The sequence below is a fragment of the Hamadaea sp. genome, from assembly GCF_013362815.1.
Taxonomy (GTDB): domain Bacteria; phylum Actinomycetota; class Actinomycetes; order Mycobacteriales; family Micromonosporaceae; genus Hamadaea.
The window spans coordinates 628,374-651,253 of sequence record NZ_JABFVK010000013.1 but is presented as its reverse complement, the minus strand read 5'-3'; the positions used below and the strand labels follow the sequence as shown (position 1 = coordinate 651,253).

General features: G+C 70.2%; 29 protein-coding genes. 13 read left to right on the top strand and 16 right to left on the bottom strand.

Annotation, left to right across the window (positions count from 1 at the left end; translation table 11 throughout):
- Positions 1 to 810: D-alanine--D-alanine ligase family protein (locus tag HOV77_RS07970; protein WP_290859663.1), on the bottom strand; the 810-nt coding region annotated here is incomplete at its 3' end.
- A 70-nt stretch (positions 811 to 880) separates the two neighbouring features.
- Positions 881 to 1,996 carry an alanine racemase gene (alr, locus tag HOV77_RS07965; RefSeq protein ID WP_290859657.1) on the bottom strand — a complete coding sequence of 372 codons (1,116 nt, stop codon included), beginning with the start codon at positions 1,994 to 1,996 and terminating at the stop codon, positions 881 to 883.
- A gap of 86 nt (positions 1,997 to 2,082) precedes the next feature.
- Here alr and HOV77_RS07960 point away from each other — a divergent pair, with 86 nt between their 5' ends.
- Complete coding sequence (locus HOV77_RS07960) at positions 2,083 to 2,739, top strand: response regulator transcription factor (RefSeq protein ID WP_290859655.1); 657 nt, start codon at positions 2,083 to 2,085, stop codon at positions 2,737 to 2,739.
- Positions 2,736 to 3,878 carry an ATP-binding protein gene (locus tag HOV77_RS07955; protein WP_290859653.1) on the top strand — a complete coding sequence of 381 codons (1,143 nt, stop codon included), beginning with the start codon at positions 2,736 to 2,738 and terminating at the stop codon, positions 3,876 to 3,878. Before HOV77_RS07960 ends, HOV77_RS07955 begins: the two co-directional genes overlap by 4 nt.
- A gap of 16 nt (positions 3,879 to 3,894) precedes the next feature.
- Here HOV77_RS07955 and HOV77_RS07950 read toward each other — a convergent pair whose 3' ends face one another.
- The gene (locus tag HOV77_RS07950) at positions 3,895 to 4,647 is read right to left on the bottom strand and encodes an ABC transporter permease (protein ID WP_290859651.1); all 753 of its coding nucleotides are present in this window, start codon (positions 4,645 to 4,647) and stop codon (positions 3,895 to 3,897) included.
- Complete coding sequence (locus HOV77_RS07945) at positions 4,644 to 5,363, bottom strand: ATP-binding cassette domain-containing protein (RefSeq protein WP_290859648.1); 720 nt, start codon at positions 5,361 to 5,363, stop codon at positions 4,644 to 4,646. Before HOV77_RS07945 ends, HOV77_RS07950 begins: the two co-directional genes overlap by 4 nt.
- A gap of 120 nt (positions 5,364 to 5,483) precedes the next feature.
- Between HOV77_RS07945 and HOV77_RS07940 the strand changes: the two genes are divergently transcribed.
- The 5 genes from HOV77_RS07940 (at position 5,484) to HOV77_RS07920 (ending at position 10,301) form a co-directional block, all read left to right on the top strand.
- Positions 5,484 to 6,635, top strand: a complete 1,152-nt coding sequence (locus tag HOV77_RS07940; protein WP_290859645.1) for a sensor histidine kinase — start codon at positions 5,484 to 5,486, stop codon at positions 6,633 to 6,635.
- Entirely contained in the window at positions 6,632 to 7,336 is a 705-nt protein-coding gene (locus tag HOV77_RS07935) for a response regulator transcription factor (RefSeq protein WP_290859642.1), read from the top strand. The genes HOV77_RS07940 and HOV77_RS07935 overlap by 4 nt, the downstream gene beginning before the upstream one ends.
- Positions 7,337 to 7,510: 174 nt before the next feature.
- Positions 7,511 to 8,488: a hypothetical protein gene (locus HOV77_RS07930; protein ID WP_290859640.1), complete on the top strand. Its 978-nt coding sequence runs from the start codon at positions 7,511 to 7,513 to the stop codon at positions 8,486 to 8,488.
- Positions 8,485 to 9,657 carry a histidine kinase gene (locus tag HOV77_RS07925; RefSeq protein ID WP_290859637.1) on the top strand — a complete coding sequence of 391 codons (1,173 nt, stop codon included), beginning with the start codon at positions 8,485 to 8,487 and terminating at the stop codon, positions 9,655 to 9,657. The genes HOV77_RS07930 and HOV77_RS07925 overlap by 4 nt, the downstream gene beginning before the upstream one ends.
- On the top strand, positions 9,654 to 10,301 hold the full coding sequence (locus tag HOV77_RS07920) for a response regulator transcription factor (RefSeq protein WP_290859630.1): 648 nt from the start codon (positions 9,654 to 9,656) through the stop codon (positions 10,299 to 10,301). Before HOV77_RS07925 ends, HOV77_RS07920 begins: the two co-directional genes overlap by 4 nt.
- On the opposite strand, the gene HOV77_RS07915 is transcribed toward HOV77_RS07920, so the two are convergent.
- The 3 genes from HOV77_RS07915 to HOV77_RS07905 are packed head-to-tail and all read right to left on the bottom strand — an operon-like array spanning position 10,298 to position 12,773.
- Positions 10,298 to 11,077, bottom strand: a complete 780-nt coding sequence (locus HOV77_RS07915; RefSeq protein ID WP_290859628.1) for a class I SAM-dependent methyltransferase — start codon at positions 11,075 to 11,077, stop codon at positions 10,298 to 10,300. The genes HOV77_RS07920 and HOV77_RS07915 overlap by 4 nt on opposite strands.
- Positions 11,078 to 11,133: 56 nt before the next feature.
- Positions 11,134 to 11,949 (bottom strand): SDR family NAD(P)-dependent oxidoreductase, encoded by an 816-nt coding sequence (locus HOV77_RS07910; RefSeq protein WP_290859626.1) that lies wholly within the window; start codon positions 11,947 to 11,949, stop codon positions 11,134 to 11,136.
- Positions 11,946 to 12,773 carry an SDR family NAD(P)-dependent oxidoreductase gene (locus tag HOV77_RS07905; RefSeq protein WP_290859625.1) on the bottom strand — a complete coding sequence of 276 codons (828 nt, stop codon included), beginning with the start codon at positions 12,771 to 12,773 and terminating at the stop codon, positions 11,946 to 11,948. Before HOV77_RS07905 ends, HOV77_RS07910 begins: the two co-directional genes overlap by 4 nt.
- A 133-nt stretch (positions 12,774 to 12,906) precedes the next feature.
- Here HOV77_RS07905 and HOV77_RS07900 point away from each other — a divergent pair, with 133 nt between their 5' ends.
- Positions 12,907 to 13,428 (top strand): PadR family transcriptional regulator, encoded by a 522-nt coding sequence (locus HOV77_RS07900; RefSeq protein WP_290859623.1) that lies wholly within the window; start codon positions 12,907 to 12,909, stop codon positions 13,426 to 13,428.
- Positions 13,429 to 13,452: 24 nt separating this feature from the next.
- Here the strand turns inward: HOV77_RS07900 and HOV77_RS07895 are convergent, their stop codons facing one another.
- Entirely contained in the window at positions 13,453 to 13,965 is a 513-nt protein-coding gene (locus HOV77_RS07895) for a hypothetical protein (protein WP_290859621.1), read from the bottom strand.
- A 32-nt stretch (positions 13,966 to 13,997) separates the two neighbouring features.
- On the bottom strand, positions 13,998 to 15,230 hold the full coding sequence (locus tag HOV77_RS07890) for an MFS transporter (protein ID WP_290859618.1): 1,233 nt from the start codon (positions 15,228 to 15,230) through the stop codon (positions 13,998 to 14,000).
- An 87-nt stretch (positions 15,231 to 15,317) separates the two neighbouring features.
- Between HOV77_RS07890 and HOV77_RS07885 the strand changes: the two genes are divergently transcribed.
- A complete protein-coding gene (locus tag HOV77_RS07885; RefSeq protein ID WP_290859616.1) occupies positions 15,318 to 15,839 on the top strand; it encodes a MarR family transcriptional regulator in 522 nt (173 codons plus the stop codon).
- Positions 15,840 to 15,876: 37 nt separating this feature from the next.
- Positions 15,877 to 16,659 (top strand): SDR family oxidoreductase, encoded by a 783-nt coding sequence (locus tag HOV77_RS07880; RefSeq protein ID WP_290859612.1) that lies wholly within the window; start codon positions 15,877 to 15,879, stop codon positions 16,657 to 16,659.
- A 17-nt stretch (positions 16,660 to 16,676) separates the two neighbouring features.
- Here the strand turns inward: HOV77_RS07880 and HOV77_RS07875 are convergent, their stop codons facing one another.
- A complete protein-coding gene (locus tag HOV77_RS07875) occupies positions 16,677 to 17,501 on the bottom strand; it encodes an aldo/keto reductase (protein ID WP_290859605.1) in 825 nt (274 codons plus the stop codon).
- Positions 17,502 to 17,539: 38 nt separating this feature from the next.
- Positions 17,540 to 17,893, bottom strand: coding sequence for a four-helix bundle copper-binding protein (locus HOV77_RS07870; protein ID WP_290859602.1), 354 nt, complete (start codon positions 17,891 to 17,893; stop codon positions 17,540 to 17,542).
- Between the two features lie 90 nt (positions 17,894 to 17,983).
- Between HOV77_RS07870 and HOV77_RS07865 the strand changes: the two genes are divergently transcribed.
- Complete coding sequence (locus HOV77_RS07865; protein ID WP_290859600.1) at positions 17,984 to 18,637, top strand: FMN-binding negative transcriptional regulator; 654 nt, start codon at positions 17,984 to 17,986, stop codon at positions 18,635 to 18,637.
- On the opposite strand, the gene HOV77_RS07860 is transcribed toward HOV77_RS07865, so the two are convergent.
- Positions 18,598 to 19,776, bottom strand: coding sequence for an MFS transporter (locus HOV77_RS07860; protein WP_290859598.1), 1,179 nt, complete (start codon positions 19,774 to 19,776; stop codon positions 18,598 to 18,600). The genes HOV77_RS07865 and HOV77_RS07860 overlap by 40 nt on opposite strands.
- A gap of 89 nt (positions 19,777 to 19,865) precedes the next feature.
- Between HOV77_RS07860 and HOV77_RS07855 the strand changes: the two genes are divergently transcribed.
- Entirely contained in the window at positions 19,866 to 20,708 is an 843-nt protein-coding gene (locus HOV77_RS07855; protein WP_290859596.1) for an SMP-30/gluconolactonase/LRE family protein, read from the top strand.
- A 19-nt stretch (positions 20,709 to 20,727) separates the two neighbouring features.
- On the top strand, positions 20,728 to 21,396 hold the full coding sequence (locus HOV77_RS07850) for a hypothetical protein (protein WP_290859594.1): 669 nt from the start codon (positions 20,728 to 20,730) through the stop codon (positions 21,394 to 21,396).
- Here the strand turns inward: HOV77_RS07850 and HOV77_RS07845 are convergent.
- Genes HOV77_RS07845 through HOV77_RS07830 form a run of 4 tightly spaced genes read right to left on the bottom strand, consistent with a single transcriptional unit; the run spans position 21,389 to position 22,869 of the window.
- Positions 21,389 to 21,532: a GPGG-motif small membrane protein gene (locus tag HOV77_RS07845; protein ID WP_290859592.1), complete on the bottom strand. Its 144-nt coding sequence runs from the start codon at positions 21,530 to 21,532 to the stop codon at positions 21,389 to 21,391. The genes HOV77_RS07850 and HOV77_RS07845 overlap by 8 nt on opposite strands.
- A gap of 46 nt (positions 21,533 to 21,578) precedes the next feature.
- Positions 21,579 to 22,022, bottom strand: coding sequence for a MarR family transcriptional regulator (locus HOV77_RS07840; RefSeq protein ID WP_290859590.1), 444 nt, complete (start codon positions 22,020 to 22,022; stop codon positions 21,579 to 21,581).
- Positions 22,019 to 22,432, bottom strand: a complete 414-nt coding sequence (locus tag HOV77_RS07835; protein WP_290859587.1) for an EVE domain-containing protein — start codon at positions 22,430 to 22,432, stop codon at positions 22,019 to 22,021. The genes HOV77_RS07840 and HOV77_RS07835 overlap by 4 nt, the downstream gene beginning before the upstream one ends.
- A complete protein-coding gene (locus HOV77_RS07830) occupies positions 22,432 to 22,869 on the bottom strand; it encodes an SRPBCC family protein (RefSeq protein ID WP_290859581.1) in 438 nt (145 codons plus the stop codon). Before HOV77_RS07830 ends, HOV77_RS07835 begins: the two co-directional genes overlap by 1 nt.
- Positions 22,870 to 22,880 lie beyond the last annotated feature (11 nt).

Sequence of the window (22,880 nt, the reverse complement as noted above, 5' to 3'; positions counted from 1 at the left end):
GCCGTCGGCCGGGAGGAAGAAGTCGACCCGCAGCAGGCCTCGGCAGTCGAGCGCCCGGAACGCCCGGACGGCCAGCGCCTGCAACGAGGCCGTGACTTCCGGCGAGAGCCGGGCCGGGATGTCGAAGACGGCTCCGGCCGCGTACTTGGCCGAGTAGTCGAAGAATCCGTCGCCGATCACCCGGATCTCCAGCGGGGGCCCGGCCTCGACCCGGCCGTCCGGGAACTCCAGCACCGCGACGTCGACCTCACGTCCGGCGATCTCCGGTTCGACCAGCACCTTGTCGTCGCTACGGAAGGCGTGCTCGACGGCGGTCGCGAGCTCGTCGGCCCGAGCGACCCGGGAGACGCCCAGGCTGGAGCCGGCGCGGGCCGGTTTGACGAAAACCGGGAAGCGGAAGTCCGGCAGGACCGAACCGCGCCGCAGAACTACGCCAGGCGCGACGCGCAGGCCGTCCGCGGCGAGCAGTTTCTTCGTGAACTCTTTGTCCATGCCGGCCGCGCTGGCGAAGACGCCGTTGCCGACGTAGGTCACGCCAAGGTGTTCCAGCATCGCCTGAACGGTCCCGTCCTCGCCGTTCGGGCCGTGCATCGCGGGCAGCACGACCTGCTGCTCGGTCAGCACGCCGAGGGCTCGCCCGAACGACGCCGGCACCCCGTCCACCAGCCAGGAACCGTCGCGCTCGATGACGACGTCGGTGACGGCGTACCGCGAAGGGTCGAGGTGGGCGATGATGCTCCGCGCGGAGTTCCGCGACACGTCGTGCTCGCCGCTTCGGCCGCCCGACAACACACCGATCTTTATGCTCATGCGATCACCGTCCTGCGGCCGGCGACCGCATGAGTCCAACCGTGCCTACTGATGATCATCCTTCGGATGCTCATGCGCCTTCCCAGGTTCGTTCGGCCCGCGCGCCCGCGCCGGTCATGATCTCGTGCGGGTTCGTCCCCGCCCAGGTCGCCCAGTCGGCGGCGGTCGGCTCGCCGTCGTCGCCGGGGCCGAAGACGGTCACCGGGTCGCCGATCGCCACCGGCAGCCCCCCGGCGTCCACCACGCATTGATCCATCGTGATCCGGCCGACGATCGGGCAACGGTGGCCGCCGAGCCACACGTGCGCCCGGCCCTCCGCCGTGCGGGGCAGGCCGTCGGCGTACCCGAGAGGCAGGAGGGCCAGCGTGCTCGGCCGCCGCACGGTGTATTCGTGCCGATAGGAGACGCCGGTCCCGGCCGGCACGCGCTTGACGTTGATCACATTCGTGCTCAGGGTCATCGCCGGGCGCAGCCCGTGCCGCCGCCCCGCGACCGGTTCGACGCCGTAGAGCGCCAGGCCCACGCGGCACAGGTCGAAGTGCGTGTCCGGCCTGGTCAGGGTGGCCGCCGAGTTCGCCAGGTGGAGCAGCTCCGGGCGCAGACCGGCGGCATGCACGGCGGCGACGGCGTCGCGGAACGCCGCCAGCTGCAGGTCGGTCATCCGGTCGCCGGGCAGGTCGGCCGCGGCCAGGTGCGACCACACGCCGGTCACGCTCAGCCAGCCCTCGGCCACGAGTTTGGCGGCCCACGCGACCACCTCGGGCCAGTCGTTCGCGCTCGCTCCGTTGCGGTTCAGGCCCGTGTCGATTTTCAGGTGTACGCGCACAGCCCGGCCCGCGGCTTCGGCAGCACCCGCGATCCGGCGCAGATGGGCCACCGTGGAAACCCCCAGATCCACCTCCCGGCGAATCAACGGCTCGAAATCGGTGTCAATCGGGTGCAACCAACTGAGGACGGGCGCGTCGATCCCGGCTTGGCGCAGCCGCAACGCCTCGGCGGCGGACGTCACACCGAGCCAGGTGGCACCGCCCGACAGGGCCGCCCGGGCGACCGGCACCGCGCCGTGCCCGAAGCCGTCCGCCTTCACGACCGCCATCACTGCGGCTCGCGTACAAGCCGAAATGGCGCGGACGTTGGCCCGCACGGCCGCGAGATCGACCGTGAGCCGGGCCGTCTGTTCGATCATGGCGTGAGTCCACCAGACCGGGTGTGAACCGGCCGCGAGCAAAAGTCCTCACGCTGCGCTAACACGCCGCTGGCATACTTGCGCAGGTGCGAGTACTGGTAGCCGAGGACGAGCCCCTGATGGCCGCGGCGATCGCCGACGGTCTGCGGGACGAGGCGTTCGCGGTCGACGTCGTGCACGACGGCGCGGCGGCGCTGGAGCGGCTCTCGATCAACGACTACGACGTGCTGGTCCTGGACCGGGACCTGCCCAAGATCCACGGCGACGAGGTGTGCCGGCAGTTGGCGGCGGGCGACGGCCTGGTGCGGGTGCTGATGCTGACCGCGTCCGGGACGGTCGCCGAGCGCGTACGCGGGCTGTCCCTGGGCGCGGACGACTACCTGCCGAAGCCGTTCGAGTTCGACGAGCTGGTGGCGCGGATCCGGGCACTGGGCCGGCGCGCCCGCCCGGCCCTGCCGCCGGTGCTGGAACGGGCCGGGCTGCGGCTCGATCCGCACCACCGCGAGACCTACCGTGACGGCCGCTACGTCAGCCTGTCCCGCAAGGAGTTCGCGCTGCTGGAGGAGCTCCTGCGGGCCGGCGGCGGCGCGGTGTCGGCCGAGACCCTGCTCGAGAAGGTGTGGGACGAGAACACCGACCCGTTCACCACGATCGTCCGCGTCACCCTGAGTTCCCTGCGCCGCAAGCTCGGCGATCCGCAGCTGATCGAGACGGTCACCGGCGTGGGATATCGCATCCGATGAACTCGTTCGCCTCGGGAAGCCTGCGGCTGCGGCTGACTGTCGCCTTCAGCCTGATCTTTCTGATCGGCGGCGCGGCGGTGCTGTTCGGCTCGGTGATCCTCGTCCGCAACAGCATGAGCTATGCCCTCAACGGCGCGATCCAGTCGAAGTACAGCGGGGTCGACGGCCGGATTCCGCTCGACAAGGAGAAGGTCTACGACCAGTTCGAGGCCGACCAGGTCTCGAAGGCCGTGATCATCGACAGTATGCAGACCAACTTGCTCAAGAAGGGTGGCGCGGCGGTCATCGGAGTCTGGTTGGTGGCCACCGCGACGGGCTGGTTCCTCGCGGGTCGGGTGCTTCGGCCGCTCAATGCGATCACCGCGGCCGCGCAACGGATCGCGGGGCGTACGCTGCATCGCCGGATCGCCTTGCGACATCCGCCCGGTGAGGTGAAGACCCTGGCCGACTCGTTCGACAGCATGCTCGACCGGATCGACGACGCGTTCGCCGGCCAGGAGCGGTTCATCGCCAACGCCGCACACGAGCTCAAAACGCCGATCGCCATGAACCGTACGCTGGTCGAAGTCGCGATGCGTAAACGCACCGCCCCGCCGGAGATCCAGTCGCTGGGCGAGAACCTGCTCGAGATCAACCTCCGGCACGAACGTCTCATCGAAGCGTTGCTGACCCTGGCCAGCGCCGGGCACGCCATCACTCAGCCACGCCCGGCCGACCTCGCGGACCTGGCCAAATCGGCGATCGCAGCCACCGACACCCAAGACGCGGTCGTCGTTTCGGACCTGCGACCGGCGCGTACGGTCGGCGACGCGATCCTGCTCGAACAGGTCATCCGGAACCTCGTCGACAACGCCGTCCGCTACAACATCCCCAGTGGACGCGTCGAGGTGCACACCCGGTCGTTCGCTCACGAAGTCCAGGTGATGGTGGTCAACACCGGCCCGGTCATCGCCCCCCACGAGGTGCCGACGTTGTTCGAGCCCTTCCGCCGCCTCATCGACCGGGTCGGCTCCGCTCGTGGCAGCGGCCTCGGGCTGTCGATCGTGCGTGCGGTGGCTCAGGCGCACAAGGGCGATGTGAGCGCGGTCCCCCGCCCCGGGGGCGGCTTGCAAGTATGCGTGACGCTGCCCGCTTCGTGACCTCGCGCGGAAGCCGTTACGCGTCACGGCGACGTAGCACGAGGAATCCTCCAACCAGCGCAGCAACCGTCCACCCGACCAGGATGACCAGCGCGACGCCAGGCCCGTACGCGGGTCCGAAGCGGCTGTCGGGGCCACCGGCGATCCGCATGAGCTCCATCCCGGCCTGGTCCGGCAGGTACTGCAGCACCGGCCGCAGTCCGGGCACGTTGCCGAGCCCTTGCGAGCCGAGGAACAGCACCGGGACGAGGACGCCGAGCGCGATCGCGGAACTGCGTACCATCGTCGCGACCCCGGCCGCGAAGAGGCAGATCAACGGCAGGTACGCCGTCGCACCGAGCAGGGCGGGCACGGTGTCGGGATCGCCTGCGGCTACGGCGTACGGGCCGAGCGCGTGCTGCCCGACGACGAAGGCGGCCAGGACGGACGGGGCCGACACCGCGAGCGCCACGAGCCCGATGACGGCTGTCTTCGCCGCGTAGAACCGACCCCGCCGGGGCACCGCCGCCAGGGTCGGCCGAATCGAGCCGGAGGCGTACTCCGAGCCGACGGTGAGCACCCCGAACACGACGAGCGCCAGCTGGGCGAGGGTGAGCCCGTAGAGCGAGGTCACGATGGGGTCGAAGTTCTGCACCCGCTCGATGTTCGCCCGGAAGTTCGCGGCGACGAAGGCGCTCAGCCCAACGGCCAGCCCGATCGTCGCCAGCAGTGTCCACAGTGTCGAGCGGACGCTGCGTACCTTGATCCATTCGGCGGCGAGCAGGTTCACAGCTGCCCCCGGTACTCGACGGCGTCCGCGGTCAGGCGCAGGAACGCGTCCTCCAGCGATTCCGCTCCCCCGACGAAGTCCACGGTGGCGGTGTCGGCCAGCAGCCGTCCGCGCCCGATCACGATGAGGTGGTCGGCGGTCTTCGCCGCCTCACTCATCAGGTGACTCGACACGAGCACCGTCCTGCCCTGCCCGGCCAGCCCCTTCAGCAGGTCGCGAATCCACCGGACGCCCTCCGGGTCCAGGCCGTTGACCGGCTCGTCCAGGATCAGCACCGCCGGATCGCCGAGCAGCGCGGCCGCCAGCCCGAGCCGCTGCGCCATGCCGAGGGAGAACTTGCCCGCGCGCCGCTTGGCCGCCGTCGTCAGCCCGGTCAGTTCGATCACCTCTTGTACGCGGGAACGCCCGATCCCGTTGCTGCGAGCCAGATAGCGCAGATGGTTGTGCGCGGATCGTCCCGGGTGGACGGACCGGCCGTCGAGCAGCGCCCCGACCGTGTGCAGTGGCCGGTTCAGGCGCTCGTAGGGCTGGCCGGCGACGCGTACCTCACCGGCGGTGGGGCGGTCCAAGCCGAGCATCAGCCGCATCGTCGTCGACTTGCCCGCGCCGTTGGGGCCGAGGAAGCCGGTCACGACCCCGGGCCGGACGGTGAAGGTCAGGTCGTCCACGGCGGTCGCCCGCCCATAACGTTTGGTCAGCTGAGAGACCTCGATCATGGCTGCCATCGTGGCTCGCCGGCCCGCCCGCGCGCATCGGACCGGGGTCGGACCTCGTCCGGCCCTTCCTCCACCCGTGGGCGGAGGCGTATCCGCCCTGGCCGTGACTATTGTCGACCGGTGCATCCCGCAGAGCAGCCCGAGAGCCGGCCCGCCCGGCTGATCGCCTTCGACGGCGTCGTCGTGCTGGCGTACGCGGTCGTGCTGCTCGCGACCGGCCCGGTCGGCCCCTCGGCGGCGCGCCCGGCGACCGGTCCCGCGTGGGAGCAGTTCGCCCTGGCCGGGGCCGCTCTCCTGCCGCTCGTCGTACGCCGGATCTGGCCGTTGCCGGTGTACCTCGTGACGCTGACGATCAGCGTGGTCGCCGTCCTCCGGGACCATCTCTGGGATCCTCTGCTGCCCGCCGCGTACGCCTTGTATGCCGTGACCGCCACGCGTACGCCCCGGAGTTGGGCGGAGCGGTGGCTGGCCGGGTTGTCGATCGGCGTACTGGTCGGGGCGGCCACGCTGGGGGTGGCCGGTGAACCGGGCCGCGACTGGTGGCGGGGTAACGCCGGGTTGCTGATCCTGGGGTTCCTGGCCTTGCTCGCCGCCGCCGAACTCGGCCGGGCCGCCCGGCAGCGCCGCCTTGACGCCGTACGCACAGCGCAGCGCATCGCCCGGGAAGCGGCCGACGAAGAACGGCTGCGCATCGCCCGGGAACTGCACGACGTGGTGACCCACAGCATGGGCCTGATCGCGGTGAAGGCCGGGGTCGCCAACCACGTCGTCCGCACCCGCCCGGAAGAAGCCCACGAGGCGTTACGCGTCATCGAGCAGACCAGCCGGAACGCCCTCAACGACATGCGGCGGATGCTCGGCGTACTCAGATCGGAAGAAGAACCCGCGGACCTCGCGCCCGCGCCCGGACCGGAAGCGCTCGGTGACCTGGCGCGGCGGGCCGGAGCCGAGCTGACCGCGCATGGGCTCGCGGATCTGCCGGACGGCGTGGGTCTGGCCGTGCACCGCATCGTGCAGGAGGCGCTGACGAACGTGGCCAAGCACGCGGGACCGCACGCACGCTGCGCGATCGACGTCGAGGCGGACCACGGCGAGGTGCGCCTGAGCGTGATCGACGACGGGACGAACCCGCCGCAGCCGGGTGCGAACGGACACGGCCTGATCGGCATGCGCGAACGGGTCGCCATGTACGCCGGCACGCTCACTGCCGGTCCCGAACCCGGTGGCGGCTTCGCCGTCCGGGCCACCCTGCGCTACGAGGCCGCGCGATGACCGAGCCGTTGAAGGTGCTGCTCGCCGACGATCAGACCCTGCTGCGCGGCAGCTTGCGGGTGCTCGTCGACGCCGAACCGGGCATGGTGGCGACCGGCGAGGCGGCCACCGGAGACGAAGCCGTACGCCTCGCCCGCCACCAGCGGCCCGACGTCATCCTGATGGACGTACGCATGCCGGGCCTCGACGGCATCGAAGCCACCCGGCAGATCTGCGCCGACCCGGGCAGCACGGCGAAGGTGCTGATGTTGACCATGTTCGACCTCGATCAGTACGTGTTCACCGCCCTGCGGGCGGGAGCGAGCGGCTTCCTGCTCAAGGACACGCCCCCGGCCGACCTGCTGGCGGCGATCAGAGTCGTCGCAGCCGGCGACGGGTTGCTCGCGCCTGGCGTCACCCGTCGGCTCATCGCCGAGTTCGCCCGCCGTCCCCAGCCCGTGCCACGTTCGGATCTGCCGCTCACCGACCGCGAGCGCGAAGTGCTGGAACTGATCGCGCGGGGACTGTCCAATGCGGAGATCTGCGATCGGCTGCACGTCGGGGCCGCGACAGTGAAGACGCATGTGGGCCATCTGCTGACGAAACTCGACGCGCGTGACCGCGCTCAGTTGGTGATCGCCGCGTACGAGGGTGGGCTCGTCGTCCCCGGCACCTTCACGCGCGACATCCCCCGCTCCATCTCGCGCGACATCCCGGGATAACGTCGTTATTCCTCGCTGCGAGGGGACGTTATCCCCGGATAACGCGCGCGGAAGCCCACCCGTAGCGCCTGGAGGCCCACCAGTAGCGCGCGGAAGGGAAGATCCCCCGCGCGGGGGAGGCGGTTCCCGCCTGCTCGGGAGTCGCCCGCGCTCTTGAAGAACGACGCTGAGAGCATGACGAAAGCCAAGAACATCGCGGCGTACGCGGCCGTCGCGGCCGCATCGCCGTATCTGGTCCTGAAGATCATGTGGCTGTCCGGCAGCACCATCGGCACGAACGCGTCCACTCCGGATGATGCGACCTTCTACGCGATGAACCTCTTCACCGTGCTGATGGACGCCACGGCAGTCCTCCTCGCGTTGGCGTTCACGCGCCGGTGGGGCCGACGGTTGCCCGCTCCGCTGATCCTGTTCCCGATGTGGGTCGGCATCGGCTTCCTCGGCGCGATCGTCCTCGCCCTTCCGGCGGCTGCGGCGATCAGCGCCCTGCGGGGAGTGAACGTGTTCGCGGAGGGCGGCGGAATCGTCGAGCCGTGGGTGTACGCGGTGGTCTACGTGGGGTTCGTGAGCCAGGGCGTCGGCCTGCTGACCGCCTTCGTCCTGTACGCCCGCGAGCGCTGGCCGCGGCTCCCGGGCGGGCCTCTCCCGTCGGAGTTGGGGTTGCTCGCCAAGAGCATGGTCGGCATGCAAGCCCTCCTCGGGCTGATCTGCCTCTACTGGGGGCTCGGCGGCGACGCCGGACTGCCGGCTGGTTCGACCAGCTTCTCCGGCCGTTTCCTGCTGGCCGTGTTCGGGCTGTTGTCCGGGGCGGGCGCGTTCGGCCTGCTTCGCCTACGGCCCGGTCCCACGTGGCCGGCCCTCACGTTGGCCTGGGTGGGCGCGGGGACCAACTTCGCGTGGGGGCTGTGGCTGACGCTCAACCTCGTGATCGACTCGCCGTTGTCCGGCGGGGATCAGCCGCTCGGGCTGCTCGGACTCGTCTCGTTGCTGCGCCTGCTCGCGGGCACGGCGGTCGGCCTGATCGCCGCGACGCAGCTCGCCCAGCCGAGCCACTCGTCCGCGAACGAGCCGGCACCACCCCAAGACGCCGACGAGCGGGCCCCGCTACACCAGGCGCATCGGACAGCCGGGGATGAGAGGCTGACAGTGTGAGACATGGGGTCGGAGTACTGGCGCGGCGATGGCTGTACCTGATCCTCGGCGGCGCGCTGATCATGCCGTATGTCCTGCTCATGGAAGTCGCGCTCGAGGTCAACACCTCCCTGGTCCGCGGCGTGCTCAATCCCGACCCCGTCGTCTACGCCGCCGCACTGCCTCTCGTGGCGGTGACCGGACTGGTTCCGGTCGTACGCACCATCGAGATCCCCACCGTCCGGACGCTGCTCGGCGGCCCCGCCCAGGCGCTCGACGCCGCCGGGCGGGGCGGCCGGGGGCGTACCGCATTGTTCTGGTTCCTGCATCTCTTCCTCGGCAGCGTCGTCGCGGCGATGACGCTGGCGATTCCGCCCGGCGCGGTGCTGCTCATCCTCTCGCCGTTCCTGGGCGACATCGGCTGGGCGGTTCCGCCCGTCTGGATCGACACGCTCGGCCCGGCGCAGCCGATCGCCGGGATCGCATTGCTCGCGCTACTCATCGGGGCGGCTGCCGGGGCCGGTGCGCTGCTGGCAAAGCTCGCGCCCCGGCTGCTCGGCCCGTCGGCGAACGACCGGATCGCCGTGCTCCGGCGTACCGCGGAACAACTCGCCGATCGCAACCGGCTCGCCCGCGATCTGCACGACTCGGTCGGGCACACGCTCAGCGTCGTGATGCTGCAGGCGGGAGCGGCCGTGCGAGTCCTCGACACCGATCCTGGCTTCGCGCGTACCGCGTTGACTGCCATCGAAGAAGCGGCGCGCACGGCTCAGGCGGAGCTGGACCACGTGCTGGGCGTGCTTCGCGAGCAGCCGCGCATGGCGCATCTCGTGGACGCTGCGCGGCGCTCGGGCCTCGACCTGACCGCGGACATCGAGGGCGATGAGGCTCGCGTGCCGCCCGAGACCGCGCACGAGCTGCAGCAAATCGCCCGCGAGGCGCTCACCAACGCGATCCGGCACGGCCGAGGTCCGGTCACTCTCCGGCTACTTGTACGCACAGAGCAGGCCACGTTGACGGTGGAGAACCCGCTGCCGGACGGGCCGGTGGGGCGGACCCGGCCGGACGGCGGGCGGGGGCTGGTCGGCATCCGAGAGCGCGCGTCGTCGGTCGGCGGACGGGCCGAAGCCGGTGCCGTGCAAGGGATCTGGCGGGTGCGCGCCGTCCTGCCCTACGAGGGGAACCCATGACGCTGAAGGTGCTGATCGCCGACGACGAACCACTGATCCGGGCGGGCTTGCGCGTCCTCGTCGACGCCGAGGCGGACCTCACGGTCGTCGGCGAGGCGTCCGACGGCGCCGAGGCCCTCTCGCAGGCGCGAACACTGCAACCGGACGTGATCCTCATGGACGTACGCATGCCGGGCGTCGACGGCATCGAGGCCACCCGCACGATCCTCGCCCGGATGCCGCAGCCGCCGAAGATCATCGTGATCACCACGTTCGAGAACGACGACTACGTCTTCGCGGCTCTCCAGGCGGGCGCGAACGGCTTCCTCCTCAAGCGCTCGCGCCCCGACGAACTCCTGTCCGCCGTACGCACTGTGGCCAGCGGCGATTCCCTGCTCTTCCCCGCCTCCGTGCGCCGTCTCGCCGCCGCTTTCGGCGTACATCGCGACGCCGCAGTTCTGCGATCGCTGACCGAACGGGAGGCGCAGGTGCTCCGCCTCCTCGCCGAGGGCCGCAGCAACGCCGAGATCGCCACCGAGCTCTACGTCGGCGTCGAGACGGTGAAGACCCACGTCGGCAACATCCTGGCCAAACTCGGCGCGCGGGACCGGATTCAGGCGGTCATCCTCGCGTACGAGTCGGGGTTCATCTCCCCCGCTCGTTAGATCCGGCGTACGCGGAGCACACCGGTCAGCATCGGCAGCGTGAACTCGCCACCGGCGGTCTCCGGGCGGCTCGCGAGGTATCCCCGAATCCGGCCGAGCGTGGCCGCTCGTTCCGCCGCCGGCATGACGAGCATGCCCGCCCGCGTCCCGAGCGTCGCGACCAGCGAATCCGCCGTACGCCGCTGCCCGTGCGGGAACTCGGCCTGCTCCGGCGAGCCGAATCGCGCCGATCCACCGTTCTTGGGCAGGTGGAGGTTCGCCGTGGCCGCCCGCCAGTTGCCGAGAGTGTCACGAGGTCCGATCGCCGCACTGCCGCCGACCGTCTCCAGCCCGGCCGCCCAGGCGATCCGGTCGTCGATGACGTTCCACAGTCCGGCCAGTACGCCGCCGGGCCGCAGAACGCGGGCGATCTCCGGCCCGGCGACGGACATGTCGAACCAGTGCATCGCGTTGCCGGCCACCACCGCGTCGACAGACGCGTCCGGCAGCGGAATCTCCTCCGCGCTCCCCGGCAACGCGTGGGCGTCCGGCAGTCCCCGCCGCAACTCGGCGAGCATCGCCGGGTCGGGCTCGACCGCTGTGACCTCCGCGCCGAGCTCCGTCAGCGTCGCGGTCAGCTTGCCCGTCCCCGCGCCCAGATCGAGCACTCGCAGGCCTGGTGCGGGTTCGAGCGCCCATCGGATTGCGGCGTGCGCATAGTCCGGCCGGTGTTCGGCGTACGCGATCGCTGCCGCGCCGAAGGAGGAGCCGTGCACCTCCGGGTCTTCATGATCCATCGCTCGACACTAGCCGACCGCCGGGGACGGCGGCCGGCTCGGCGGGTGCGGCGTTCTCAGGCGAACGGGCCGCGGAGTCCGGCGGTCGCCTCCCACAGTCCTCGGGCGGTCACGATGTCATACGACGCGGCCGAGGACGGCGTGCAGGTGAAGCGGTTGTAGTAGCCGCCGGCGACCACCTCAGCGTCCGTCGCCAGGCGTACGACCGGTCGCGCGCCTTCCCGGGCGGGGAGCAGGAACGCCGTGAGCAATGCGACCTGCAACCGGGGAAACCGCCGACCGAGATTCGTGCGGACCATACCCGGATGCAGTGCTGCCACGGTCAACTCGGGATGGCGACGCTGAAGTTCGTAGCAGAACAACAGGTTGGCGAGCTTCGTCCGGCTGTAGGTCAGGAACGGGTCGAAGTCGTGCTCCGCGTTGAGGTCGGCGAGGTCCAGGACGATCGGTCCAGATCCCCGCATCGGCGCTCGGTGGCCCTCGGAGTTCACATTGATCACCCGGCCCTCGCCGCGCTGCAGCAGGGTCAGCAGCCCGCTGGTCATCGAGTAGGGAGCCAGGTGATGGACCGCCAGGTTGAGCTCTATTCCGTCGGCCGTGATCTGACGGGTGGGTGTCATCACCCCGGCGTTGTTGACCAGCACGTCCACCCGGTCGACCAGGGCGGTCACTTGCTGGGTCACCGCGTCCACGCCTGCGGCCGTCGACACGTCCGCCGAGATCACCGTGGCCGACGGCACCTCTGCGGCAAGCCGGTCGGACCGCTGCCGGTCGCGTCCGACGAGGACCATCCGGTGGCCGGCTGCGGCCAGTTGCAACGCCGCCTGCCGGCCGAGCCCAGAGGTCGCTCCGATCAGGACGATCGTCTTCATCGTCCGGCCGCCACCCCACGCAGCCCCAACGACGACATCAGCAGTCGTTCGCGTAGTCCCGTGGGCATCTTGAGCAGAAGCCCGATGGCGCGAGCGCCACCCACCACATACCGGCGTTTCGGCGTACGCGCGATGACGGCGTGGACGATGGCGTCGGCCACCGGCTGGACGGGGTCCTGCTTCATCGCCGCCTGCGCCTTGTCCATGCGAGCCAGGTGATCGGCGTAGAGCCGAACCCGTTGCGGGTCGGAGAGCCGCCGGGCGGCCTTCTCGGCCGAGCCCGCCTTGTCGAAGATCCGGGTCTGGGTGCTGCCCGGCTCGATCACCGAGACCGGGATGTTCCAGGCTGCCAGCTCAAGTCGCAGCGCGTTGCTGAACGACTCGAGTGCCGCCTTGCTGGCCGAGATCGGACCGAGGAAGGGCATCGCCACCCGGCCGGTCGGGGCGCCGACGTTGACGATCCGGCCACCGCCTGCGCGCAACAGCGGCAGAAAAGCCTGAACGACATAGGCCGGGCCGAACGTGTTCACCTCGAACTGCCGGCGCAGCTCCGCGGGCGGGACGAGTTCCAGCGGCCCCTGGACGATGACGCCGGCGTTGTTGACCACCGCCCGCAAGGCCGGAGACTCTCGGCGAATCGTCTCGACGGCGGCCTCGACGCTCGCCGGTTCGGAAACGTCCATCGTGATCAGCCGCACGTTCGCGATCTTCGCCAAGGATCGACTGGTTTCGTCGTCGCCTCGCACTGTCGCGTACACCCGCATGCCGTGACCGGCCAGAGACCGGACGGCTGCTGCTCCGATGCCGCCTGCGGCGCCTGTCACGAGGACTGCTTCGGTCGTCGGCTCCGTCATTTCACACCTACCAGAGGACATGTACCAAAGGACATGTGAGCCAGCATGCACATGTCCCAGGGGACATGTCAAGATGGAGCGAAAGAATTAACGGGAGGTCCACATGTCGTTGCGCCACGGCCTGCTCGGCCTGCTCGCCGAGGGCCCCGCCAGCGGATACGACCTCGCCCGGCGGTTCCAGGAGGTGCTCGGTCAGATCTGGCCCGCCCAGCATCCGAAGATCTACGCCGAACTCGGCCGCCTCGCCGACGAGGGCCTGATCGAGGTGGACAGCGAAGGCCCCCGGCGGCGGAAGGCGTACCGGATCACCGAAGCCGGCGAGGCCGAGATCCGCCGCTGGCTCAGCACGGAGGACGTCGATCACACGATGCGCCTGCAGTCGCTGCTGCGATCGCTGTTCTTCTGGCTCATGGAGCCGGACGACCTCCGCCGCCATCTCGACGACGAGGCCCGGTTCTTCGCCGACGCCGCTGCGCGCTATCGGGCGTACGCCGAGGCCAAGGACCGGGGCGACTTCGGCGACAGCCCGCAGACCCGGTCGATGCGGATCACCATCGAGGCAGCCGTGCGGATCTATCAGGCGCTCGCCGACTGGGCCGAATGGGCGAAGACCGCCCCGAAGTAGCGATCGCCGGGGCCTACGGGTCGGTCAGCCCGGCCGAGACGCGAGCCGCACGCGGGCGATGGGCCACCAATGCCGCTGGCTGAGCAGCACGGGTGCGTCGGCGACGCCGATCCACACGCCTTCGCCTTTTAGGTCCGCCCACCCAGCGTAGGGCTCGGTCGGCGTGAACACCGGCACATGCGCGAACGGGACCGGCAGGCGGTACGCGGCATCGGCTTCTCGGACCACGTTACGCACGAAGCCGACGCACTTCACCGGCGCGATGTGACCGAGATACCGCGTCGTCAGCTCGCCGATGCCGTACGCGACCGACCGCCAGCCGCCGTCACCGCCGAGGAACAAGGTCGGGAGGTCGAACCCCTTCTCGGTGCGTACGCAGAACAGTTCCTGCCCGCCTTCCCGGAGGAGGAGCAGGCGCACGATCACCGCCGGTTCCGGGACTTCGAGCTCCGCGCCCGCCCAGACCTCCGCCGTACCGCCCTCGGGCAGCCAGGACGCGTTCGGCGTGGACTGGATCAGGCGCGGCGAGTCGATCATGCGACCATCGTGCCAGCCGCTGCGTGCCTGCGTCAGGCCACTTCTACGACCTCAGGCGTCGGCGACGGGGCGGGCTCCGATATGGACCGTGCCAGGCGGCGCGTACCGGCGACGAACAGCGGCGCCATTCCGGCCCCGAACAGCACCAATGCGCATACGACGAGGACGGGGTCATAGCCGAACGTCGAGGCCAGCGGTCCAGCGAGGGCGTTGCCGATCGGCATGGCCAGGAAGGAGGTGAGCATGTCCCACGAGGCGACCCGGGCAAGTTTGTCGTGCGGGATGTGGTCCTGCAACGCGGTGTCCCAGGCGACCGAGAAGAAGGCGAGTCCGGCGTACCCGACGACGGCTCCGGCCAGGACGGCGGTGAGCACGCCGGGCCAGACGTAGACCAGGACCCAGGCCGGCATCAGCAAGAGGGTGAGCCATCCGGCCCGCAGCAGCCGCCGGGGTTTGAAGCGCAGGCCGACGGCCGCGCCCACCACCCCGCCGAGTCCTTCGGCCGCCGCCACGAGACCGGCCGCGGTCGCGCCGCCGAGGCGTTCGATCGCCAGGACCTGGATCAGGACGAGGACCACCCCGTTGGCGATGTGATAGACGGTGGCGGCCAGTACGCCGACCAGCAGCCAGTCGCGGCGGCGGATCTCCCACCAGCCCGCGCCGAGTTCGCGCAGCATGCCTTCGCGCGGCGGACGGGTGACGCGCGCCCGGATGAGCAGCGCGGTGACGGTCGAGACGACGAAGCTGGCCGCATTCACGGCGAAGCCGGTGGTTGCACCGAATCGGGCGACGACCAGGCCGCCGAGGGCCGGGCCGAGGACGGCGCAGGAGGTCTGCAGCAGGCTGAGCGTTGCATTGGCGGACTGCCGTTGCTCGGGCGAGACGAGCATGGGCTTGAGCGAGGTGAAGGCCGGTCCGAAGAACGACCCGGCGCCGGCCGAGATCGCCGCGAGCGCCATGACTAGGGGTAACGCGTACTGCCCGGTGCCGAAGACGAGCGCGATGCCAGCCGCGGCGGCGGCGCGGACGATGTCGGACAGGACCATGACGCGCTGGGGCTGCATCCGGTCGGCCCAGACGCCGCCGAAGAGGGTTCCGGCGAGCATCGCCACGATGGACGCGGCCATGACCAGGCCGAGGTCGCTCGCACCGCCACCGGCGAGCAGGATGGCGACGGCGAGGGCCACCGTCTGGAAGCCGTTGCCGAGCCAGGACAGGCCCTGTCCGATGGCCAGCAACCGGAAGTCGCGGCTCATGTGTCTCATGCCGCGAAGAGTAGTTCACCGTCGAACTATTTGACAACTAATTATCAGACGTCGTGCCATCTGGGCCGGCTATGCCATCATCAAGCCATGAGCACGCCGGACCGGGTCGACGAGCGGGACGCCGCCGACCACCACGCAGCGCGCTGGGCCGACTATCTCCGCGACAATCCGGCCTTCTCACCCCAGGTCGAGGCGGCGATGATCCGGATGGGACACATCCTGCGCCGGATGCGCCGCGACGACGTGGCCGCCTTCGCCGGTTCGGAGTTCACGATCGAGGACTACAAGACGCTGCACGCGTTGATGGTCGACTCCTATCCTCATGAGGCGACCCCGGGGCAGCTCGCCGAGGCCACGGCGGTCACCCGGGCCGCCATGACCAGCCGACTCGACCGGCTCGAGAAGGCCGGGTTGGTGACTCGGGAGAGCGAGCCCACCGACCGCCGGCGCATCCTGATCCGGCCGACCCCCGCCGGACGGACCGTGTGGGAACACCATCTCACCGAAGGCCTGGAACGCGAGAACAAGCTGCTGTCGGCGTTGACCGAGAAGGAACTGGTGCAGCTCAACACCCTGTTACGCAAGGTCATGCTCTCGCTGGACGAATGACGGTTTGCCGCGCGGTGCCAGGGGTAGGCTTCTCGCTGTGGCCCTCGTCTTGATCACCGGCGGCACCGGTACGCTCGGCCGCCACGTCGCCGAGCGGGTCAGCCGCAACGGTGACGACGTACGCGTCCTGTCCCGGCACCCGCATCCGTCGGAGCCCGGCGTACAACATGTCGTCGGCGATCTCGCGACCGGCCGCGGCATCGCCGAGGCGGTGACCGGAGTGGACGTGATCGCCCACTGCGCCGGTGGCCCGAAGGGCGACGAGGATCTGACCCGGACGCTGGTGACCGCCGCCCGGCGAGCCGGTGAGCCGCACATCGTGTCGGTGTCGGTGGTGGGCGCGGACCGGGTGCCGATGCGCGGCCGGATCGACCGGACGCTGTTCGGCTACTTCGCGATGAAGCTGGCCACCGAGCGGGTGGTCCAGCAGTCCGGTCTGCCGTGGACGGTGCTGCGGGCGAGCCAGTTCTTCGAACTGATCGAGACCGTGGCGAGCACGTTGGCCAAGTCGCCCGTCGTGCCGACGTTCCGCGGGCTCAAGTTCCAGCCGGTCGACGTCGAGACGGTCGCCGATCACATGGCCGGCCTCATCCGTGCCGAACCGGCCGGTCTGGCCCCCGACGTCGCCGGGCCCGACGCCGCCGACATGGCGGTGTTCCTCCGTGAGTACCTGCGGGCGACCGGCAAACGCCGGGCCATGCTGCCGATCCCCGTCCCGGGTGCCGCCGCCCATGCGATCGCGGCCGGGGCGATCACCGCGCCGGATCGGGCGGTCGGCCGGAAGACGTGGGCGGAGTTCCTCCGGGAACGGCGGCACTGACTCAGGCGGCGCTGTTTTCAGGAGACGGCGCGGAACTGCTCGTCGGTCAGCGCGATGTCGCGCGCCGCCATGTTCTCCTCCAGGTGCGCCACCGATGAGGTGCCCGGGATGGGCAGCATCACCGGAGAGCGGCGCAGCAGCCAGGCCAGCGCGAGCTGAGCCGGAGTCGCCCCGGTCTCGGTCGCGAGCGCGTCGAGCGGCCCACCGGGCCGGGCCAGTTCGCCGGTCGCCATCGGGAACCACGGGATGAACCCGAGTCCTTCGGTCTCGCAGTAGTCGAGCACCGTGTCGGCCCGCCGATTGGCGACGTTGTAGAGGTTCTGCACGGTCACGATGTCGGCGTACGCCTGTGCCTGCTGGATCTCCGTCACCGAGACCTGCGACAGTCCGATGTGGCGGATCTTGCCTTCCTTCTGCAGGTCGGTCAGGGCTCCGAGCTGGTCGGCCAGGGGCACCGCCGAATCGATGCGGTGCAGCTGGAACAGGTCGATGCGGTCGAGCCCGAGCCGGCGCAGCGACAGTTCGGCCTGCTGCCGCAGGTACGCCGGATGCCCGAGGGTGTGCCACTCGTCGGGCCCGGTCCGAAGCAGACCCGCCTTGGTGGCGATGACCAGGTTCTCCGGATACGGGCGCAGCGCCGCCCGGATCAGCTCCTCGGACACCCCGGGACCGTAGGAGTCGGCGGTGTCGATGAAGGTAACGCCGAGCTCGACGGCTCTCCGCAGGACGCGTACCGCCTCATCGTGGTCACGCGGCGGACCCCAGATCCCCGGTCCGGTGAGCTGCATCGCGCCGAAGCCGAGCCGGTCGACCGGCAGCGTACCGCCGATGGCGAAGGTCATGCCGGCAAGCATTCCCCGATCCGGCTCCGGCCGCCACCTCAGGCGTGCGCGACCGCCATCTGCCGGCAGGACCGCTCGCACTCACGGCAGGCGTCGGCGCAGCGCTGCATCTGCAGGTCGTCGTCGAACGCGTCGCAGGCCGCCGCGCACTGACGGCATACGTCGGCGCACAGGGTGCAGATGGCCGGGTGGAACTCCGAGGACCGGGCCATGAAGTCGGCCGCCATGCGGCAGATGTCGGCGCAGTCGGTCAGGAGCCGGATGTGCGCCGCCTCGGCGTGGCGACCGCCCTGCTGAAGGCAGTAGTTGATGGTCTCCTCGCAGATCCGGTGACACTCCAGGGCCGCCGACACGCCCTGTGCCATCGTGCCGTTGTCGTGCTGCATCTCCATGATCAGGCACTCCCTCGTCGGGTGTCGGGTCAGCCCTCACCGTATGACAGGCTGGTGGAGGCCGCAGCCGTTCGAGCGAGGACGACATCGATGTACATTCCCACCCATTTCGCCGCAGATGACACAACGGTCCGGCAGCTGCTGGAGCGTCCCGGCGCGGCCGACCTGATCACCTCGACGGATCGGGGCCTGGTCGCGACGATGCTCCCCGTGCTGTTCGACCCGTCCATCGGTGAACAGGGCGCGCTGCTCGGGCACCTCGCGCGTACGAACGATCAGTGGAAGCTGCCGGTTCTCGGTGCGGCGCTGGCCATCGTCCGGGGTCCGGACGCATACGTCAGCCCGTCCTGGTACGCCACCAAGGCCGAGCACGGCCGGGTCGTCCCCACCTGGAACTACGTCACCGCCCATGTCTACGGCGAACTGATCGTCCACGACGACGTCGACTGGGTGACCGGGTTGGTCCGCCGCCTGACCGACCATCACGAGGCCGCGATGGCGCATCCGTGGTCGGTGGACGACGCGCCGGCCGCGTACGTCGCCGGTCAGGCCCGCGCCATCGTCGGCGTCGAGCTCGTCATCCACCGGATCGAGGCGAAGGCCAAGCTCAGTCAGAACCGGTCAGCCGCCGACGTCAGCGGCGTCATCGACGGACTTGAGGACCACGGGCACACCGTCGCCGCCGAAGCGATGCGCCACGTCGATCAACCGGCGAGCGCCGGGAAGCCGTCGCGCCGTCCATAAAGGACGCCGATCAGACCGGCCGCGGTCAGTGTCGCGGCCACCATCGGCAACGCACCGGTGCCGGCGGCGGCGAGCACCTGCCCGCCGAGCAACGCGCCACCGCCGATGCCGAGGTTGAACGCGGACGCATTGAGCGCCGACGCCGTGTCCCCCGCCTGCGGCGGAGCCGCGCGCAAGATGGCCGCCTGAACGAGAACGGCGAGCCCGTTGAGGGCAAGGCCGGCCACCATCAAACCCGCCACGGCGAAGACGGCTCCGTCCGGAGCGATGGACAGGTACGCGAGTGCGGCGGTGAGCAGGGAGCCACCGGTCAGCATCGCCAACCTGGGTCGCCGGTCGACCAGGAGCCCGGCGAGGAAGAGCCCGACGGCGCCGGCGACTCCGTAGCCGAACAATGCCGGGCCCAGCGACGTCTCGGCGACTCCGGACGCCTGCAGGAACGGCGAGATGTAGGTGTAGAAGGCGAAGTAGCCGAGCATCGTCAGCGCGGTGGTGACCGCGACGACCGCCACCGACGGCGTACGCAGGACGCGGAAGAGGCTGGTCTCGTCGGCCGACGACTCCCCGGGCATTGCCGGGAGGAGGCGGGAGGCCACCAGTGCGATCACGGCGGTCGCCGCCGCGAGCAGCAGGAAGGACGCCCGCCAGCCGACCGCGACGCCGAGCCCGGTGCCGAGCGGCACTCCGACCAGCACCGCCACGGTTCCGCCAGTGAACACGACGGTCACCGCCCGGCCCAACCGCTCCGGTGGGACCAGCCGGGCGACATAGCCGGCGACCATCGCCCAGAACACCCCGTGCGTCAGTCCACCCGCGAGGCGCGCGACCGTCGCGATCGGGTAGCTCACGCTCGCCGCCATCGCGACGTTGCTTCCGGCGTACGCCATGAGGGTGCCGACGAACAGCGCACGCCGAGGCAGCCGCGCGGTCAGCCGGCCGAGCGGAGCCGCGAAGAGCGCCACCATCAGCGCGTACCCGGTGACGAGCAGGCCGACCGACGACTCGCTGACGCGAAGGTCGTGGCTGATGGAGCTGAGCAGGCCCATGGGCAGCATCTCGGTGGTGACCGAGAGGAAGGTCCCACCCGCGAGCAGCAGCAGGCTGGCCAGCGGCCAGGGAGCCCGGGGCGTGTTTTCCATGATCGCGACCGTAGCCGCCGGAGCGAGTGTCGATTCGGCGGGGGCTCGTTCGTATAGCAGGTGAGACTGATGAGTGAGGTGGTCGGCAGATGAGCGACGTTCGGATGGTGCTGGACGGCCGGGGCTTGGTGGAGTCCCCGCGATGGCACGGTGATCGGCTGTACTTCTCGGACTGGTCGGCGGGCGAGGTTCTCGCGACCGACCTGGCGGGCCGGAGCGAGGTGGTCGCGCGCGTCGCGTCGCTGCCGCTCTGCACCGCGTGGCTGCCCGACGGCCGGATGGCGGTCGTCTCGTCGGTCGCCGGGCGGTTGCTCGTCCGAGCCGCCGACGGCGTCCTCACCGGCTATTCAGATCTCGGACAACCCGGGTGGAACGACGTGGTCGCCGATGGACGGGGCAACGTCTACGTGAACCGGGCCGGTTTCGATCCCATGGCCGGGGAGCCGGTCCGGCCGGGGTCGGTTTCGCTGGTCACCCCGGACGGCTCCGTACGCCAGGTCGCCGACGACATCCTGTTCCCGAACGGGATGGCGGTGACGGCGGACAACTCGACGTTGATCGTGGCCGACTCGTTCCGCAATCGCCTGTGGGGCTTCGACATCGCCGCGGACGGGACGTTGGAGAACCGACGGATCTGGGCGGACCTGGGCAGTGGCGCGCCCGACGGCATCTGCGTGGACGCCGAGAACGCCGTCTGGTACGCCGACGTGCCCAACTGCCGGGTCGTACGCGTGGCAGAAGGCGGCGGCGTGCGGCAGACGATCGAGCTGGACCGCGGCGCATTCGCGTGCGCGCTCGGCGGTCCGGCAGGCACGACACTCTTCGTCGTCGCTGCCGTTTGGCAGGGCATGACGGAGACTGAACCGGTGCGGCCCGGCAGCGGCCAGGTGCTGGCGGTCGAGGTGACGGTGCCGGGCGCCGGATGGCCGTGAACTCCGCTACGCTGCCGCCGTGGTCACGTTCCTCACGGCACTCAGCGGTCTGGCGTGGACGATCGTCTACATCGACTCGATCCGCATCGGCTTCCGCCAGCGCACGTACGCGATGCCCCTGGTCGCACTGGCGTTGAACATCGGCTGGGAGTGGATCTACGGGGTGCACGGCCTGCTCGACGGCGTGTCGTTGCAGGGCGTGGTGAACGTGGTTTGGGCGCTGGCCGACGCGGTCATCGTCTACACGTTCCTGCGTTTCGGCCGCCGCGAACTCCCGGACTTCTTGTCGGGGGCCATGTTCGCGGCGTTCAGCGTGCTCGTGTTCGCCACCGGATTCGTGGTGCAATGGCTGTTCGTCGTCGAGTTCGACTGGCACCTGGCCTCGCGGTACTCGGCGTTCCTGCAGAATCTGCTGATGTCCGGGCTCTTCATCGCCATGTTCGCGGCCCGGCGCGGCGTACGCGGTCAGACCATGCTGATCGCGGTCGCCAAATGGATCGGGACGCTCGCGCCGACGATCGTCTTCGGGGCGTACGAGCACTCCGCGTTCATCCTGACGCTCGGCATCGGATGCAGCGTCTTCGACCTGACCTACATCGGTCTCCTGTGGTGGGCGCGACGGCAGCCCGGAATGGGAGCCGCCGCGCCTACGACGGTCGAGCCTGCGCCAGCCGTGGCGGTCAACTGAACAGGCTGACCCCGCCCGGCCCGACGAGCAGGCCGAGCACGATGAGCACGATGCCCCAGATGATCTGCCGCCGGACGATGGCGAGAATCCCGGCGATCACGAGAACTACCGCGATGATCCAAAGTAAGAAATCCACGAAACCCGGCGTACCCCCGGCCACCAGCCGTAAACTTCGGCGCTCGTCAGGTGCGGCGTAGCGCCCGGAGCGCACCGGCGAAACCGCCCACGGCGTCGCCTAGCACCCCGAAGAACGCCCGGTCGCACGCCTCGACCGCGACGATCGCCTGGTTGACCAGCGCCCGGCCCTCGTCGGTCGCGGCGATCGCGCGCGCCCGGCGATCCTGCGGATGCGGCGGCCGGTGCACCAGGCCGCGGGACTCCAACGCCCGCAGAACTTGGGAGGTCATCATCGGGTCGGTGGCCGCCAGGTCGGCCAGCGCCTTCTGCGTCACCGGTCCCGAGTCCTGCAGCCAGGTCAACGCCGCGAGCAGGACGAACTGCACATGCGTCAGGCCGTAGGGCTTCAGGGCGGCCCGGATGGCGGCCTGCCATCGGTTGGTCACCTGCCACAGCAGCAGGCCGGGGCTCTCCTCGGCGCTGCCGAACTCCGTGGCCAGTCCGCTCACGCCGGGCCCGCCATCGCCGCCCGGATCTGCTCGAAGTCGGCCTCGGTCAGCTCGATCAGACCGCGGCGCAACTGGTAGCCCCAGTTCCGTGCCCGGGTCAGGTCCAGGTCGACGTCCATGATCCGGATCTCCCGAGCATCCTCCACGTAGGACACTTTACGACGCCAGGGATGGAAGTCACCCTCGTCGGCCTGCCAGATCACGTCGTCGGCGACCTCGCCGAGAGCGGTGAACGCCTGCAACGGCGTACCGCCGCGCAGACTCGTCCGGGGCGAGTAGTAGACGAGCCAGTCCCCCGGCGCGAGCCGGGCCAGCCCGTCGCGTTTGCCGTGCCCGAGCTGCGCGATGCCCAGCCCGGTCCCGCGGCGTACGTGGTCGCGGCACACGACACCCAGCCAGTGAGTCGTCATCACGCCACCGCCGCGGACTCCGCCGAGCACACGGCATTCAGCCGGTCGAGGTCGGCCTGGAGGCTCTCGCGGATGCCCTTGGCGAGGATCACGGACCACATGAAAGCCAGCGGTCCGCCGAGGGTCACGTCGACGTCGACCGTCGTACGCCCGTCGGCGTCGTGGCCGACCAGGTGACGGAAGGTCAGCTTGGCTCCGGCGAGCAGCGAGACATCGGTGAACTCGCGCCCGGGCTCCAGCACGGCCACGACGAACTTCACCTCCGGCCCGCCCTTGGGTTTGAGCACACCGGTGACTCCGGTGCGGAACGGCCCGTCGAGACGGACCCAAGCGGTGTCGGTGTTCCACTCCGGCCAGGTGGCCATGTCGGCCCAGCGGGCGAAGAACGCGGCGGCCGGTGCGGCGGACGTGATTCGAGCGGTAGCGATCGTCTTCACGATAACTAGTA

Excerpts from the sequence above, each read along its gene's own strand:
- alr (WP_290859657.1), bottom strand. The coding sequence starts at position 1,996 with ATGATCGAACAGACGGCCCGGCTCACGGTCGATCTCGCGGCCGTGCGG.
- HOV77_RS07955 (WP_290859653.1), top strand. The coding sequence starts at position 2,736 with ATGAACTCGTTCGCCTCGGGAAGCCTGCGGCTGCGGCTGACTGTCGCC.
- HOV77_RS07945 (WP_290859648.1), bottom strand. The coding sequence starts at position 5,363 with ATGATCGAGGTCTCTCAGCTGACCAAACGTTATGGGCGGGCGACCGCC.
- HOV77_RS07935 (WP_290859642.1), top strand. The coding sequence starts at position 6,632 with ATGACCGAGCCGTTGAAGGTGCTGCTCGCCGACGATCAGACCCTGCTG.
- HOV77_RS07930 (WP_290859640.1), top strand. The coding sequence starts at position 7,511 with ATGACGAAAGCCAAGAACATCGCGGCGTACGCGGCCGTCGCGGCCGCA.
- HOV77_RS07920 (WP_290859630.1), top strand. The coding sequence starts at position 9,654 with ATGACGCTGAAGGTGCTGATCGCCGACGACGAACCACTGATCCGGGCG.
- HOV77_RS07915 (WP_290859628.1), bottom strand. The coding sequence starts at position 11,077 with ATGGATCATGAAGACCCGGAGGTGCACGGCTCCTCCTTCGGCGCGGCA.
- HOV77_RS07910 (WP_290859626.1), bottom strand. The coding sequence starts at position 11,949 with ATGAAGACGATCGTCCTGATCGGAGCGACCTCTGGGCTCGGCCGGCAG.
- HOV77_RS07900 (WP_290859623.1), top strand. The coding sequence starts at position 12,907 with ATGTCGTTGCGCCACGGCCTGCTCGGCCTGCTCGCCGAGGGCCCCGCC.
- HOV77_RS07895 (WP_290859621.1), bottom strand. The coding sequence starts at position 13,965 with ATGATCGACTCGCCGCGCCTGATCCAGTCCACGCCGAACGCGTCCTGG.
- HOV77_RS07890 (WP_290859618.1), bottom strand. The coding sequence starts at position 15,230 with ATGAGACACATGAGCCGCGACTTCCGGTTGCTGGCCATCGGACAGGGC.
- HOV77_RS07885 (WP_290859616.1), top strand. The coding sequence starts at position 15,318 with ATGAGCACGCCGGACCGGGTCGACGAGCGGGACGCCGCCGACCACCAC.
- HOV77_RS07875 (WP_290859605.1), bottom strand. The coding sequence starts at position 17,501 with ATGACCTTCGCCATCGGCGGTACGCTGCCGGTCGACCGGCTCGGCTTC.
- HOV77_RS07870 (WP_290859602.1), bottom strand. The coding sequence starts at position 17,893 with ATGGAGATGCAGCACGACAACGGCACGATGGCACAGGGCGTGTCGGCG.
- HOV77_RS07865 (WP_290859600.1), top strand. The coding sequence starts at position 17,984 with ATGTACATTCCCACCCATTTCGCCGCAGATGACACAACGGTCCGGCAG.
- HOV77_RS07860 (WP_290859598.1), bottom strand. The coding sequence starts at position 19,776 with ATGGAAAACACGCCCCGGGCTCCCTGGCCGCTGGCCAGCCTGCTGCTG.
- HOV77_RS07855 (WP_290859596.1), top strand. The coding sequence starts at position 19,866 with ATGAGCGACGTTCGGATGGTGCTGGACGGCCGGGGCTTGGTGGAGTCC.
- HOV77_RS07835 (WP_290859587.1), bottom strand. The coding sequence starts at position 22,432 with ATGACGACTCACTGGCTGGGTGTCGTGTGCCGCGACCACGTACGCCGC.